13 protein-coding genes are annotated in these 13,226 nt (G+C 65.6%); 7 read left to right on the top strand and 6 right to left on the bottom strand.

What is annotated here, in order from left to right; genetic code table 11:
* Positions 1–20 precede the first annotated feature (20 nt).
* Positions 21–752, bottom strand: a complete 732-nt coding sequence (locus BMY25_RS12675) for a FadR/GntR family transcriptional regulator (RefSeq protein WP_092497089.1) — start codon at positions 750–752, stop codon at positions 21–23.
* A gap of 252 nt (positions 753–1,004) precedes the next feature.
* On the opposite strand from BMY25_RS12675, the gene BMY25_RS12670 reads away from it, so the two are divergent.
* The 4 genes from BMY25_RS12670 (at position 1,005) to arfA (ending at position 5,721) form a co-directional block, all read left to right on the top strand.
* Positions 1,005–2,300, top strand: a complete 1,296-nt coding sequence (locus tag BMY25_RS12670; RefSeq protein ID WP_428976968.1) for an ABC transporter substrate-binding protein — start codon at positions 1,005–1,007, stop codon at positions 2,298–2,300.
* A 76-nt stretch (positions 2,301–2,376) separates the two neighbouring features.
* Positions 2,377–3,246, top strand: a complete 870-nt coding sequence (locus tag BMY25_RS12665) for a carbohydrate ABC transporter permease (protein ID WP_092497085.1) — start codon at positions 2,377–2,379, stop codon at positions 3,244–3,246.
* Positions 3,243–4,073, top strand: a complete 831-nt coding sequence (locus BMY25_RS12660; RefSeq protein WP_092497083.1) for a carbohydrate ABC transporter permease — start codon at positions 3,243–3,245, stop codon at positions 4,071–4,073. Before BMY25_RS12665 ends, BMY25_RS12660 begins: the two co-directional genes overlap by 4 nt.
* Positions 4,074–4,134: 61 nt before the next feature.
* A complete protein-coding gene (arfA, locus tag BMY25_RS12655) occupies positions 4,135–5,721 on the top strand; it encodes an arabinosylfuranosidase ArfA (protein ID WP_092497081.1) in 1,587 nt (528 codons plus the stop codon).
* Positions 5,722–5,823: 102 nt separating this feature from the next.
* Here the strand turns inward: arfA and BMY25_RS12650 are convergent, their stop codons facing one another.
* Positions 5,824–7,320: a CoA-acylating methylmalonate-semialdehyde dehydrogenase gene (locus BMY25_RS12650; RefSeq protein WP_092497295.1), complete on the bottom strand. Its 1,497-nt coding sequence runs from the start codon at positions 7,318–7,320 to the stop codon at positions 5,824–5,826.
* Between the two features lie 104 nt (positions 7,321–7,424).
* Here BMY25_RS12650 and BMY25_RS12645 point away from each other — a divergent pair, with 104 nt between their 5' ends.
* Together BMY25_RS12645 and BMY25_RS12640 are read left to right on the top strand one after the other, a co-directional pair.
* Entirely contained in the window at positions 7,425–8,339 is a 915-nt protein-coding gene (locus BMY25_RS12645; protein WP_092497079.1) for a LysR family transcriptional regulator, read from the top strand.
* A gap of 68 nt (positions 8,340–8,407) precedes the next feature.
* Positions 8,408–9,190: an aldolase/citrate lyase family protein gene (locus BMY25_RS12640; protein WP_092497077.1), complete on the top strand. Its 783-nt coding sequence runs from the start codon at positions 8,408–8,410 to the stop codon at positions 9,188–9,190.
* Here the strand turns inward: BMY25_RS12640 and bla are convergent.
* The 4 genes from bla to BMY25_RS12620 all read right to left on the bottom strand — a co-directional run bounded on the left by bla (position 9,173) and on the right by BMY25_RS12620 (position 12,625).
* Positions 9,173–10,066: a class A beta-lactamase gene (gene bla / locus BMY25_RS12635; protein ID WP_092497075.1), complete on the bottom strand. Its 894-nt coding sequence runs from the start codon at positions 10,064–10,066 to the stop codon at positions 9,173–9,175. The two genes, BMY25_RS12640 and bla, sit on opposite strands and share 18 nt — an antisense overlap.
* 25 nt (positions 10,067–10,091) lie before the next feature.
* Positions 10,092–10,646, bottom strand: coding sequence for a glutathione peroxidase (locus BMY25_RS12630; RefSeq protein ID WP_092497073.1), 555 nt, complete (start codon positions 10,644–10,646; stop codon positions 10,092–10,094).
* A 96-nt stretch (positions 10,647–10,742) separates the two neighbouring features.
* Positions 10,743–11,369, bottom strand: a complete 627-nt coding sequence (locus BMY25_RS12625; protein WP_092497071.1) for a cysteine hydrolase family protein — start codon at positions 11,367–11,369, stop codon at positions 10,743–10,745.
* A gap of 146 nt (positions 11,370–11,515) precedes the next feature.
* On the bottom strand, positions 11,516–12,625 hold the full coding sequence (locus tag BMY25_RS12620) for an S-(hydroxymethyl)glutathione dehydrogenase/class III alcohol dehydrogenase (protein ID WP_092497069.1): 1,110 nt from the start codon (positions 12,623–12,625) through the stop codon (positions 11,516–11,518).
* A gap of 146 nt (positions 12,626–12,771) precedes the next feature.
* Between BMY25_RS12620 and BMY25_RS12615 the strand changes: the two genes are divergently transcribed.
* Positions 12,772–13,086: a hypothetical protein gene (locus tag BMY25_RS12615; protein ID WP_092497067.1), complete on the top strand. Its 315-nt coding sequence runs from the start codon at positions 12,772–12,774 to the stop codon at positions 13,084–13,086.
* Positions 13,087–13,226: the final 140 nt, after the last annotated feature.

Raw genomic sequence — 13,226 nt, 5'->3', positions numbered from 1 at the left:
GGACCTTCATATGTCGGTCCTCATGGGTCGGGGCCGACCGTGAAGGGCAGCACGCGGGCGCGCGCGGCGTGCAGCAGCTTCTCCATGGCGCCGGCAGCCTGCTGCGGCTCACGCCGGGAGATCGCCGTCCACACCGCCTCGTGCAGGTCTAGATCGGCGATGGGCTGCGTGCTTTCGCGCTGGATCAGCCGCGAGGACACGCGGAGTGCCGATTTCAGCGCCGTGCCGATGGTGACGAAGAGCCCATTATGCGAGGCGTTGATCACCGCGAGGTGGAATTCGAGATCCGCCTGCGACGCCGCTTCCGGCGAACCGTCCGGCCCGTAACTGGAGGCGAGCGCCTGGAAATGATGCTCGATCAGCCCGTAATCCTCGGCCGTGCCCTCGCGGGCGGCAAGAAAGGAGGCGCGGGGCTCGAAGCAGAAGCGCATCTCGAAGATGTCCTCCACGATCTTGGAATCGAACTGCGCGTTGAGCCGCCAGGAGAGGACGTCCCGATCCAGCAGGTTCCAGTCGGCAAAGGGGAGCACGCGCGTGCCGACCTTGGGCGAAACGTCGACCAGTCGCTTGGCGGCCAGCGTCTTCACCGCCTCGCGGATCGTCGTGCGGCTCACGCCATAGAACTGGCAAAGGTCGTTTTCCACCGGCAGGAGATCGCCCGGCGTGAATTCGCCGGAGACGATGCGTGTGCCCAGATGCTGGCCGATCTGGGCCGACATCGTGCCGATGGGCGGCGTCTCGCGCTCCAGCATTCCTCTGAATTCCCTCCCAGCCCGCACGAGCGGTGCGACACTCCGGCCGCTGAACCCGTGGGGCCAACGCTCGCGCAAGGACGATTGACAAGGCCCCGCGTCGGCAACATGATAATCAGCATAAGATAATATGAAATACGGAAACGGAGCAATTCACCTTCATCGAGAGGGGAACGATCCGGGGCCGAACGACGCGGGGAACCCGCGCGAATGTGGCTGATGCCGCAGAGGAAACGTCAAGGAGGGATGAGAATGAAGACGGGATGGAAGCGTCTGGCCGGCGGCTTGGCCGCGGCTTTGATGACGGTCGGCCTCGCTGTGCCCGCGCAGGCGAAGACGCAGGTCGTCTGGTGGGATTTCCTCAGCGGCGGCGACGGCGTCCGCATGAAAGGCATGATCCAGGCCTTCGAGAAGGACAATCCCGACATCGAGATCAACGCCACCACGCTGGAGTGGGGAACGCCCTTCTATACGAAGGTGCAGACCTCGGCCGCGGTGGGGCAGGGTCCCGACATCATGACCTACCATCTGTCGCGCATGCCGCTGGGCGTCTCGACCGGCACCCTGCGTCCCTTCACAGACGACGAGCTGAAGAGCGTCGGCCTCGGCCAGAGCGACTACTTCGCATCTGACTGGGATGCCGCCCATGTCGACGGCAAGCTCTATGGCGTGCCGCTCGATATCCACTCCATCGTGCTCTACTACAACAAGGACCTGTTGAAGAAGGCGGGGCTACTCGGCGACGACGGCAAGCCCAAGGGCCTGAACGGGCTCGATAATTTCAACGCGGCGGTGAAGAAGCTGACGACCGGAAACGGCACGTACGGGCTCTCCATCCATGACGGGGCGCCGGACGGATCCTCGGCGTGGCGCATCTTCTACACCCTGCTGGCGCAGCAGGGCGGCACCTTCATGACCGACAACAAGGTGCTGGACGGCGACAATCTGGAAAAGGCGCAAAAGTCCGTCGAGACGATGGCGAACTGGGTGAAACAGGGCTGGTCGCCCGCCAATGTGAGCTACAATTCGTCGATCGCGCTCTTCACCTCCGGCAAGGCCGCCATGCACATCAACGGTGTGTGGGAAGTGCCGACCATGGTCGATCTCGCCAAGCAGAAGAAGCTCGGCTTCGACTGGGGCGTGATGCAGATCCCGGTCATCTTCGACCATGCCGCGACCTGGGCCGATTCGCATTCCTTCGCGGTGCCGAACCGCAAGGGCAACGAGGTCTCGGCGGAAAAGATGAAGGCCGTGATGACGATCATCTCCTGGATGAACCATCACAGCATCATGTGGGCCAATGCCGGCCACATCCCGGCCTTTAAGGCGGTGACGGAATCGGCCGACTTCAAGAACATGAAGCCGAATTCCGACTACGCTTCGCTGGCGGAGACGGCGGTGTTCGACCCGAAATCCGGCATCACGGGCGTCGCTTCGCCCGCCTACGACACGGCCACCAACTTCCTCGAGCCCGCCATCAACGGGCAGATGGATGCGGCCAGCGCCGTCGAGCAGATGCGCGACGAACTCCAGAACGACCTGCAGTAGACCGAAGCCACCGCGACCGGCCGCCTCGTCGGCCGGTTGCGCCCTGCTCCCCGGAAGCCACGCTGCGAGCGGAACCATGTTCAAACGCCGTCAGATCCTGCCAGCTCTGGTCCTCGTCGGTCCGTTCGTGATCGCCTATCTCGTCCTCTTCATCTATCCCAGCTTGAAGATGCTCGAGCTGAGCTTCACCAACGCGCCGCTGGTCGGCGAGGGCAAGTGGGTGGGCTGGGCCAATTATTCCCGCCTTTTCCGCGACAGCCTGTTCAAGGGCTCCGTGGTCCACACGATCTATTTCGTGGTTCTCACCGTCATTCCGACGACGCTGCTCGGGCTCGTGATCGCGATCCTCGTCGGGCGGCTGAAGGGCTGGCTGCAGAGCCTCGTGCTCGCGGCGTTCTTCCTGCCCTACGTGCTGCCCGTCACCGTCGTCTTCCGCATCTGGGAATGGGTTCTGGATTCCCAGTTCGGCATCGCGCAGCCGGCGTTCCGGCTTCTTTTCGGCCATTCCATTTCCGTGTGGCAGGATCCGGTCTGGGCCATGCCTTCGGTCGCCTTCATCACGATCTGGTGGACCAACGGCTTCAACGTGCTGCTCTTCATCGCGGGGCTGCGGAACATCTCGCAGGACGTCTATGACGCGGCCGAGCTTGACGGCGCCGGCGGGTGGACACGCTTCCGGTTCATCACCTGGCCGCTGATCTGGCCGGTCACCGCCCTGGTGCTGACGATCCAGCTGATCCTGCAGCTCAAGATCTTCGACCAGATCTACCTGATGACGGTCGGCGGCCCGTTCAACTCCACGCAGGTCGTGGTGCAGTACATCTACAAGCAGGCCTTCCAGACCAATCACGGCGGCTACGGCTCGACGATCGCGGTCGCCCTCTTCGTCACCATCGCGGCGCTCTCGGTGCTGCAATACCAAGTCCTGCGCACGCGATCCGAATGAGAAACCGTCTGAACCTCGGGGGTGCGCTCATCACCCTCGTCACCATCATCGCCGCGATCCTGTGGTTCTTCCCGCTCTACTGGTCGGTGATCACCTCGCTGAAGCCGGAATACGAGGTCGTCGAGCCGACGATCCGGCTGATCCCGCGGCACTGGACGCTGGACGCCTATGTCTACGTCTTCGAGAACACGCCGATCCTGCGCTGGTACCTGAACTCCACGGTGACCTCGGCGGCGATTACGATCCTCGTGCTGATCATGAGCGCCGGCTGTGCCTACGCGCTGTCGCAGCTCCGCTTTCCCGGACGCCGGCTGATCTACGGCATGATCCTCGTGAGCTTCATGGTGCCGATCCAGGCGCTGATCATCACCCACTTCGTGCTGATGAACGATTTCGGGCTGATCAATACGTGGCTCGGTGTGATCCTGCCGCAGCTGATCGTCCCGGTCGCGGTGATCGTCTACAAGCAGTTCTTCGATTCCATCCCGCGGGAATACCGGGAATCGGCGCTTCTCGACGGGGCCAACGAGTTCCAGATCTTCGGCCGGCTCTATGTGCCGATGAACTGGGGCGTCACCACCGCGCTCGCGATCATCACCTTCATCGCCGCCTGGAACAATTTCCTCTGGCCGTTCCTGGTGACGAACTCCAACGCCAGCATGACCGTCACGGTCGGCATCACCCAGATCCACGAGAATTTCGGCGTGCAATATGCACGCAATCTCGCCGGCGCGGTGATCGCCGCCTCGCCCGTGGCGGTCGCCTATCTCGTGTTCCAGCGGCGCGTGACCGACGCGATCATGCTTTCCGCCGGCATCAAGGGATAGGCCGGAAACCTCCGCGATCCCGAACATCCTCCCAGCATCGATACAGACAGGACCCCCACAAATGGCCCGCGCCCAAATCATCGTCGATCGCGACTTCGTTCTGGCCGACCTCGACCGCCGCGTCTTCGGCACCTTCGTCGAGCATCTCGGCCGCTGCGTTTATGGCGGCATCTACGAGCCCGGCCATCCGACCGCCGACGAGAACGGCTTTCGCGGCGACGTGATGGAGCTGACGAAGGAACTGGGCGCCACCATCGTCCGCTATCCCGGCGGCAACTTCATGTCGGGCTACAACTGGGAGGACGCGGTCGGCCCGGCGGAAAACCGTCCCAAGAAGCTCGACCTTGCCTGGTTCTCCACCGAGACGAACCAGTTCGGCACCAACGAATTCATGGACTGGTGCCGCAAGACCGAAATCGAGCCGATGCTGGGCGTGAATCTCGGCACGCGCGGCGCCGACGAAGCGCGCGAGTTCCTCGAATATTGCAACCATCCCGGCGGCAGCCACTTCGCCGAGATGCGCAAGTCGCACGGCTACGACGAACCGCACGACGTCAAGTTCTGGTGCCTCGGCAACGAGATGGACGGGCCGTGGCAGATTTGCCAGAAGACGGCGGAGGAATATGGCCGCGTGGCGCTGGAAACGGCGAAGGTCATGCGCTGGCTCGACCCGACGCTGACGCTGTCGGCCTGCGGCTCCTCGCACCGGCAGATGCCGACCTACGGCTCATGGGAATACGAGGTGCTCGACCATTGCTACGAGCAGGTCGACTTCATTTCGCTGCACACCTATTTCGCCAACAAGGCCGACGACATCGAAGACTATTTCGGCGTCATCGACCAGATGGATTCCTTCATCAAGGAAGTCGTGGCGATCTGCGACGCCGTCGGGGCCAAGAAGCGGGCCAGCAAGCGCATCATGCTGAGTTTCGACGAGTGGAACGTCTGGTACAAGGCCCACACGATCGAGCACATGCGCAAGCCCGGCTGGCCCGAAGCGCCGGCACTCCTGGAAGAGATCTACAATGTGGAGGACGCGCTGGTCGTCGGCGGCGCGCTGATCACGTTGATCAACAATGCCGACCGCGTGAAGACCGCTTGCATCGCGCAGCTCGTCAACGTCATCGGCCCGATCATGACGGAAACCGGCGGTCCGGCGTGGCGGCAGACGATCTTCCACCCCTTCGCGCTCTCTTCCCGTTACGGCCATGGCCGGGTGATGCGGACGGAGGTTCGCACGCCCAACTTCTCCACCAAGACCGTGCCGGAGGCGCCGCTTCTGGTGGCCGCCGTGGTCGACGACCCCACGACCGGCCGCAACACCGTCTTCGCGCTGAACCGCAGCGTCTCGGAATCGCTGGATCTGGAGGTCGAGCTTCGCGGCCTCGGCACCGGGCGCCGGCTGGTGGAAGCATGCGAACTCCACAACGCCAACCTGAAGGCGACCAACACCAAGGCCGCGCCGAACAATGTGGTGCCGCAACAAAACCGCGACGTTTCGGTGGAAGGGGAGCGCTTGCGGGTGAAGCTGAAGCCGCTCTCGTGGAACGTCATCGTGACGGAGGCCGAGCCCGTGTCCCTCGTGCCCGGCGCCGATGCGCGGCTGGAGACCGGCACCGCGCCGGAACCGCGGCCGCAAGCGACCTGACCGCAGAGGAGCAAGCCTCCCGCCGATTTATCCCGGTGAGAGGCTCTGGTTCAGCCGTTCAGCGCGTTCTTTCCACTCGACGCATAATCTCGGCGCATCACCTCAACGCATGACCGGCATGGAGAATTCCGCGCCGTCCTTGATGCCGGAGGGCCAGCGCGAGGTGATGGTCTTGGTGCGGGTCCAGAACTTCACCGAGTCCGGGCCGTGGTGGTTGAGGTCGCCGAAGACGGAACGCTTCCAGCCGCCGAAGGAATGGTAGGCCAGCGGCGTCGGGATCGGCACGTTGATGCCGATCATCCCGACCTGGACGCGGGAGGCGAAGTCGCGGGCCGCATCGCCGTCCTGCGTGAAGATCGCCACGCCGTTCCCGTATTCGTGGTCGTTGGCCAGCTTCAGAGCCTGTTCGTAGCTGTCGCTGCGAACGACCGAGAGCACCGGCCCGAAGATTTCCGTGCGGTAGATGTCCATGTCCGCGCCGACATGGTCGAAGAGGCAGGGGCCGACATAGAAGCCCTCTTCGTAGCCCTGCAGTGTGAAGCCGCGACCGTCGACGACGAGCTTGGCGCCTTCCTGCACGCCGCGATCGACCAGCGACAGGATCTTCTCCTGCGCGGCGCGGGTGACCACCGGACCGTAATCGGCGTTCTCGTCGGTGTAGGGGCCGACCCGCAGCCGTTCCACGCGCGGCACCAGTGCCTCGACCAGACGGTCGGCCGTTTCCGCGCCCACTGGTACGGCGACGGAGATCGCCATGCAGCGCTCGCCGGCCGAGCCGTAGCCCGCGCCGATCAGCGCGTCCGCCGCCTTTTCCATGTCCGCGTCGGGCATGATGATGGCGTGGTTCTTGGCACCCCCGAAAGCGTGGACGCGCTTTCCGTGCGCGGCGGCGGTCGCATAGACGTAGGCCGCGATGGGCGTGGAGCCGACGAACGAGATGCCGCCGATCGCCGGATGGGCGAGGATGCGATCCACCGTCTCCTTGTCGCCGTTGACGACGTTGAGGATGCCGGCCGGCAGGCCCGCCTCGATCATCAGTTCGGCAAGCCGGATGGGCACGGATGGATCACGCTCGGACGGCTTCAGGATGAAGGCGTTGCCGCAGGCGATCGCCGGGGCGAACATCCACATCGGGATCATGGCCGGGAAGTTGAACGGCGTGATGCCCGCGCCGATCCCGACCGGCTGGCGGATGGAATGCATGTCGATGCCGGGGCCGGCGCCCTCGGTGAACTCACCTTTCTGGAGGTGGGGGATGCCGATGGCGAACTCCGCCACTTCCAGCCCGCGCAGGATGTCGCCCTTGGAATCCTCGACCGTCTTGCCGTGCTCGCGCGACAGCATCTCGGCCAGTTCGTCCATATGGCGGTTCAGGAGTTCCACGTAGCGCATGAAGACGCGGGCGCGGCGCTGCGGGTTGGTCGCGGCCCATGCCGGCTGAGCCTTCGCGGCGGCATCGACGGCGGCCTGCAATTCGTCGGCGGACGCGAGCGCCACCTGCGCCTGCACTTCGCCGGTCGCCGGGTTGAAGACGTCGGCGGTGCGCCCGCTCTTTCCCGGCACATGCTGCCCGTTGATGAAATGACCGATGGCATGCATGGCGTTCTCCCGCATTTCTTTGTCCGCTTGATATGCCTCCCTTTATCTGCGCACAGCAACGCCATTGATTGCGGTTCCGATGTGCGGAAAACGAAGGGGCGTCGATGGACTGGGAACGGGCGCGGATCTTTCTGGCGGTGGCGCGGACGGGTCAGATCCTGGGCGCGGCGCGGCGTCTCGGCCTCAACCATGCGACGGTCAGCCGGCAGCTCACCGCGCTGGAAGCGGAGCTGAACGCGCGGCTCGTCGATCGTCAGACCACCGGCTGCACGCTGACGCCGGCCGGCGAGATCCTGCTGGTCGCGGCGGAAAAGGCGGAATCGGAGTTCCTCAAGGCATCCTCGGCGCTTTCCGGCGTCAACGAGGCGCTTTCCGGCATCGTGCGCGTCGGCGCCCCCGACGGCTTGGGCAATTACGTGCTGGCGGAAACGCTGGGTGAACTCGCCGAACGTCACCCCGATCTCGTCATCCAGCTGGTGCCGCTGCCGCGTACCTTCTCGCTGTCGCGGCGCGAGGCCGATATCGCCGTGACGCTGGATCGCCCGGCGCAGGGCCGGCTGATCGTCAAGAAGCTGACGGACTACACGCTGGGGGTCTATGCCTCCCGCGATTACCTCGCCCGCACCGGCCCGATCGGGACGGAAGCCGATCTCGCGGGGAGGCTCTTCGTCACCCATGTGGAGGATATCGCCTACAGCCCCGCGCTGGATTACGCGGCGGCGCTGGGGCGGCTGATGCAGCGGCGCTTCGAGTGCGGCAGCGTGACCGGCCAGACGGAGGCGATCCGCGCCGGGCGCGGCGTCGGCATCCTGCACGACTACATCGCCCGCCAGTCGCCGGAGCTCACGCGCGTGCTGCCGGATCTCCGCTTCAGCCGGACCTACTGGCTCCTGTCCCACCCCGATACGCACGAGACGCGCCGGGTGGCGGAAGTGCATGCCCACATCGTGCGCGCCGTGCAGCGGCGCCGGGGCGCTTTCGTGCTGGGCGGCGAGGCGACGACAGCGCCGGCGGGTTGAACTTGGCTCGGCTCTAGGAAAGGATCGCTTTATCGCGGGCGCTCTCCGCGACGCGGCGGGGGACCACCATGGAACTTGCACCCAACACCTTCAAGCGCGCGATCCTCGCGGGCCGGCAGCAGATCGGCTGCTGGTGCACGCTTTCGACCTCCACCTCGGTGGAAGTGGTGGCGGGTTCCGGCTTCGACTGGTTGTTGCTGGATACCGAGCATTCGCCGGCCGATGTCCTGAGCGTACTGCCGATGCTGCAGGCGCTTTCCGGCTATCCCGTCGCGCCGGTGGTGCGGCCCGTCGGCAACGACCCCGTGCTGATCAAGCGCTATCTCGATTTCGGCGTCCAGACATTGCTGATCCCCTATGTCCAGAACGCGGCGGAGGCACGGGCCGCCGCCGAGGCGGTGGCCTATCCGCCGGCGGGAATCCGTGACGTCTCATCGCTGACGCGCGCGACTCGCTACGGCCGCCTGCCGGACTATTTCGCCCGCGCGCGGCAGGAGATCTGCCTGCTGGTCCAGGTGGAAAGCCTGCAGGCCGTGGACCAGATCGAGGCGATCGCCGCCGTGGAGGGCGTGGACGGCATCTTTATCGGTCCGGCCGATCTCGCCGCCAGCATGGGCCACAACGGCAATCTCGGGCATCCTGACGTGCGCGCCGCTGTCGGCGAAGCCATCCGCCGCATCCGCGCCTGCGGCAAGCCGGCGGGCATCCTGACCGGCGACCCCGCCTTTGCCCAGCACTGCATCGAACTCGGTACCGTCTTCACCGCTGTCGGTATCGACATGGGCCTGCTCGCCAATGCCGCCGACGCGCTGGCGCGAAAGTTCGGACGCGGCTCAGCCGGCGAGGGCTGAGGCGAGCGCGCGGCCGATCTCGGCGATGGCCGCATTACGGTCGTCGAAGGAGGCTTCCGTTTCCGTGATGTAGACGGCCGCGATGACCGGTTTGCGGTTCGGCGGCCAGGCTATCGCGACGTCGGCCATGGCGCCGTGGTCGCCGCCGCCGGTCTTGTCTCCGACGCGCCAATCCTTGGGCAGGCCCGCGCGGAGCTTCGCGCCGCCGGTCTCATTGGCCACCATCCATGCCGCCAGCTGTTCGCGCGAGCGCCCGCTCAGGGTTGGGCCGAGCAGCAAGGCACCCAGATCGGCCACCATGGCTTCGGGGCTCGTCGTGTCGCGGGGATCGCCGGGGGTGGCTTCGTTCAGCGCCGTCTCGCGGCGATCCAGCCGGGTGACCTCGTCGCCGAGCGAGCGGGCGAAGCGGGTGACGGCCTCCGGGCCGCCGATGCTGTCGAGAATGAGGTTGCCGGCCGTATTGTCGCTCTGCGTCAGCGCGGCCGCGCTGATCTCGGCCAGCGTCATGCCGTCGCCGACGTGATGCTGGGTAACCGGCGAATAGGTCACGACATCCGCTTTCCCGAAGCGGATGCGACGGGCGGGATCCTCATCACCGGCATCGACCTTGGCGAGCACCGCCCCGGCGGCGAGCAGCTTGAAGGTGCTGCAGAGCGGAAAGCGCTCCGCCGCGCGGTGCTTCCACGCGCGGCGGGTCTCCGTATCCAGTATCGCAACGCCGAGCCGGGCCTGGAGCCGCTTCTCGATAGAGGCGAAGCTCGCGGCAAGAGCATCCCTTTGCGCGGCACGAGCGAGGCCGGAGCGGCCGAGCACTCCGCCCGCCAGGGCCGAGCCGGCGAAAACGGCAAAGCCACGGCGCGTCAGCGTGAGAGGCATGGCTGCTCCAGTGGGCTGGCCGGGCTCAGCCGGTTGCGGAAAGCGCGCGGTCGATCGATTCCCGCAGCTCCGGCGCATCCGGCGTCACGTCGGGGGCGAACCGGCCGACCACCGCGCCATCGCGGCCGATCAGGAACTTCTCGAAATTCCAGAGAACGTCAGAGGGGCCGCCGTCGACGAGCCCGCGTTCCTCCAGCCGGGCGCGCATCGTGCCCGGGCCGGCGGCCTCCGGCGCAGCCTCCGTCAACGCGCGGTACAGCGGATGCATGTCCTCGCCCTTGACGCTGACCTTGGAGAACAGCGGGAAGCTGACATCGTAGTTCATCGAGCAGAAGCTGGCGATCTCCTCGTCGGTGCCCGGCTCCTGTCCCTTGAAGTTGTTGGCGGGAAAGCCGAGCACTTCCAGCCCCGCGCCGTGCTTCTCGCGGTAGAGCGCTTCCAGCGCCTCGTATTGCGGCGTCAGCCCGCACTTGGAGGCGGTGTTGACGACCAGCAGCACCTTGCCCGCGTAATCCGCGAGCGAGGTCTCGCTTCCGTCGATGCGTGTGAGCGGGATCGTATCGAGTTTCGCCGAGGTCATGGACTGGTCCTTGTTTCGTAAGCCAGCCTTCACAGAACCGCCGCTCGAATGCAACGGCAACGGGATGGGCTGTCTGCAGATGCCGATATGCGACGATCAGAACGCGACCATGTCAGTTCGGGTCAGCGTCACGTGTCCCTTCGGCCCCGGCGCGTTCGCCAGGTGCCAGGCGGTATATTGCTCGCCGTAGGGGGTCGCCGAGGAGGCGCCGTCCACTGGCACGACCACCTCGAACCCGCGCATCGCAGCCTCCGAGGAGGTGGCGAGGACCGCACCTTCCGCCGCCGTCCCCACCGTGACGATCGTCTTGATGCCCTTGTCCTTCAGGATCTTCTCAAGATCGGTCTTCAGGAACTTGTCGGCGCTGGCGGTGACGACCGGATCGCCCTTCTCCGGCGCCAGCTCTTTCACCACGTCGGCCGGCTTGGCGCCGGGCACGAGCGTATAGATCACCGGCACATGCGCCGCCCTCGCCTTCGCCAGGAGCTCGGAGACGGGCTTCACGGAATCCACGCAGCGCGGGCGTTCGTTGCAGCGCTGTTGCACCATGTCGAGGATGACGAGAGCCGTGGTCGCGGGATCCGCCTTGACGGATTGCAGCACCGGCGGAGGCGGCACGGCGACGCTCTTCCATTCGTCGACGATCGTGGCGGCCGAGGCGGCTCCGGCCAGAAGCGGGGAAAGGCAAAGCCCGGCGAGGCAGAGAGTTCGGATGGGACGCATGGCAGCTCCTTCACGCGACGTGTCGGAGACGATCTAGGCCGCCGGCCGGCCGGGTAAACGTTAAACTTCGTTAAGGTCGAACGCGGCGGGATGGATCGCCCCGCCGCGTTCGCCCGCCTGCGCCCGGCCGCCCGGTTCTCGCTCGGTCAGTAAACGACGACGGAGCGGATGCTCTCGCCGGAATGCATGAGGTCGAAGCCCTTGTTGATGTCGTCCAGTTTCAGGACGTGGGTGATCATCGGGTCGATGGCGATCTTGCCGCTCATGTACCAGTCGACGATCTTCGGCACGTCCGTCCGGCCCTTGGCGCCGCCGAAGGCCGAGCCCTTCCAGACGCGTCCGGTGACGAGCTGGAACGGGCGGGTGGAGATTTCCTTGCCCGCTTCCGCCACGCCGATGATGATCGACTGGCCCCAGCCTCGATGGCAGGCTTCCAGCGCGGTGCGCATCACGTTGACGTTGCCGGTGCAGTCGAAGGTGTAGTCCGCGCCGCCATCGGTGAGCGCCACGAGGTGCTGCACGAGGTCTCCCTCGACCTTCGACGGGTTGACGAAATGCGTCATGCCGAACTGGCGACCCCATTCCTCCTTGCTGTCGTTGAGGTCGACGCCGACGATCTTGTCCGCGCCGACCATCTTCAGGCCCTGGAGGACGTTGAGGCCGATGCCGCCGAGGCCGAAGACGATGCAGTTGGAACCGGGCTCCACCTTGGCCGTGTTGACCACGGCGCCGACGCCGGTCGTGACGCCGCAGCCGATATAGCAGGAGGACTGGAACGGCGCGTCCTCGCGGATCTTCGCGACCGCGATCTCCGGCAGGACCGTGAAGTTGGAGAAGGTCGAGCAGCCCATGTAATGGTAGATCGGCTGGCCCTTGTAGGAAAAGCGGGTCGTGCCATCAGGCATCAGGCCCTTGCCCTGCGTGGCGCGGATGGCGGTGCAGAGGTTGGTCTTGCCGCTGAGGCAGGACTTACACTGGCGGCATTCCGGCGTGTAGAGCGGGATGACGTGGTCGCCCGGCGCGACGCCCGTGACGCCGGCGCCCACCTCCCGCACGATGCCGGCGCCCTCATGGCCGAGGATCGACGGGAAGAGACCCTCGCTGTCGAAGCCGTCCAGCGTGTAGGCGTCGGTGTGGCAGATGCCCGTCGCCATGATTTCCACCAGCACTTCGCCGGCCTTGGGACCTTCCAGGTCCAGTTCCACGATCTCGAGGGGCTTCTTCGCCTCGAAGGCGACAGCGGCGCGTGTCTTCATGGGGATGCTCCTTGCACTTCCCGCTGTTCTACACGCGGAACTCGGCCGAGATAAACAGGTCTCGCTGCGGCAATGCGGCGTTGCCCCGTCCGAACAAGTGCCGCGTCCGCGCGTTCTCTCTGGAGAAAACGCAGGGAAGCCACGCGATGGAACCGATGAAGCCGATGAAACCCATGGAAGGCATGCGCCCCATGGAGCCGATGAAGCCGATGAAGGGCAGCGAGCCCTGGTGGCCGCGGGATCTGGGCGAGCCATCGACGAGCGGCGGGCAGAACGACGTCCAATATGCCTTTTTCGCCGCCGCCCATCGCCTGCTGATCCGCAAGGGCGGGGAGATCGCCACCTATGACAGCGGCGACCACGGCATTTCAGGCGTCTCGCAGCAGCAATCCGGCTCCAGCTCGCTGACCTTCACCAGCGGTGAGGGCCGGGTGGATCTGGACGCGCTGAAGAAGGTGTGACCCCGACGCCGAGCGGGCCTTCCTGCTAGCGGATGGTCTGGGACAACGCCTGCACGAGTTGCAACTGGGCTGGGCTGGGTGGTGGGTCCGTTGGCTTGGAAAAGAGCATGACGTGCCAGAAGCGGGACCCGGTTTTCTTC

Origin of the sequence: Faunimonas pinastri, from assembly GCF_900110915.1 — a bacterium.
GTDB classification, from domain to species: domain Bacteria; phylum Pseudomonadota; class Alphaproteobacteria; order Rhizobiales; family Afifellaceae; genus Faunimonas; species Faunimonas pinastri.
Note: the sequence above shows the minus strand (reverse complement) of the source record. Positions and strands in the feature narration are given on the sequence as shown.

Excerpts from the sequence above, each read along its gene's own strand:
- BMY25_RS12675 (WP_092497089.1), bottom strand. The coding sequence starts at position 752 with ATGCTGGAGCGCGAGACGCCGCCCATCGGCACGATGTCGGCCCAGATC.
- BMY25_RS12670 (WP_428976968.1), top strand. The coding sequence starts at position 1,005 with ATGAAGACGGGATGGAAGCGTCTGGCCGGCGGCTTGGCCGCGGCTTTG.
- BMY25_RS12665 (WP_092497085.1), top strand. The coding sequence starts at position 2,377 with ATGTTCAAACGCCGTCAGATCCTGCCAGCTCTGGTCCTCGTCGGTCCG.
- BMY25_RS12660 (WP_092497083.1), top strand. The coding sequence starts at position 3,243 with ATGAGAAACCGTCTGAACCTCGGGGGTGCGCTCATCACCCTCGTCACC.
- arfA (WP_092497081.1), top strand. The coding sequence starts at position 4,135 with ATGGCCCGCGCCCAAATCATCGTCGATCGCGACTTCGTTCTGGCCGAC.
- BMY25_RS12650 (WP_092497295.1), bottom strand. The coding sequence starts at position 7,320 with ATGCATGCCATCGGTCATTTCATCAACGGGCAGCATGTGCCGGGAAAG.
- BMY25_RS12645 (WP_092497079.1), top strand. The coding sequence starts at position 7,425 with ATGGACTGGGAACGGGCGCGGATCTTTCTGGCGGTGGCGCGGACGGGT.
- BMY25_RS12640 (WP_092497077.1), top strand. The coding sequence starts at position 8,408 with ATGGAACTTGCACCCAACACCTTCAAGCGCGCGATCCTCGCGGGCCGG.
- bla (WP_092497075.1), bottom strand. The coding sequence starts at position 10,066 with ATGCCTCTCACGCTGACGCGCCGTGGCTTTGCCGTTTTCGCCGGCTCG.
- BMY25_RS12630 (WP_092497073.1), bottom strand. The coding sequence starts at position 10,646 with ATGACCTCGGCGAAACTCGATACGATCCCGCTCACACGCATCGACGGA.
- BMY25_RS12625 (WP_092497071.1), bottom strand. The coding sequence starts at position 11,369 with ATGCGTCCCATCCGAACTCTCTGCCTCGCCGGGCTTTGCCTTTCCCCG.
- BMY25_RS12620 (WP_092497069.1), bottom strand. The coding sequence starts at position 12,625 with ATGAAGACACGCGCCGCTGTCGCCTTCGAGGCGAAGAAGCCCCTCGAG.
- BMY25_RS12615 (WP_092497067.1), top strand. The coding sequence starts at position 12,772 with ATGGAACCGATGAAGCCGATGAAACCCATGGAAGGCATGCGCCCCATG.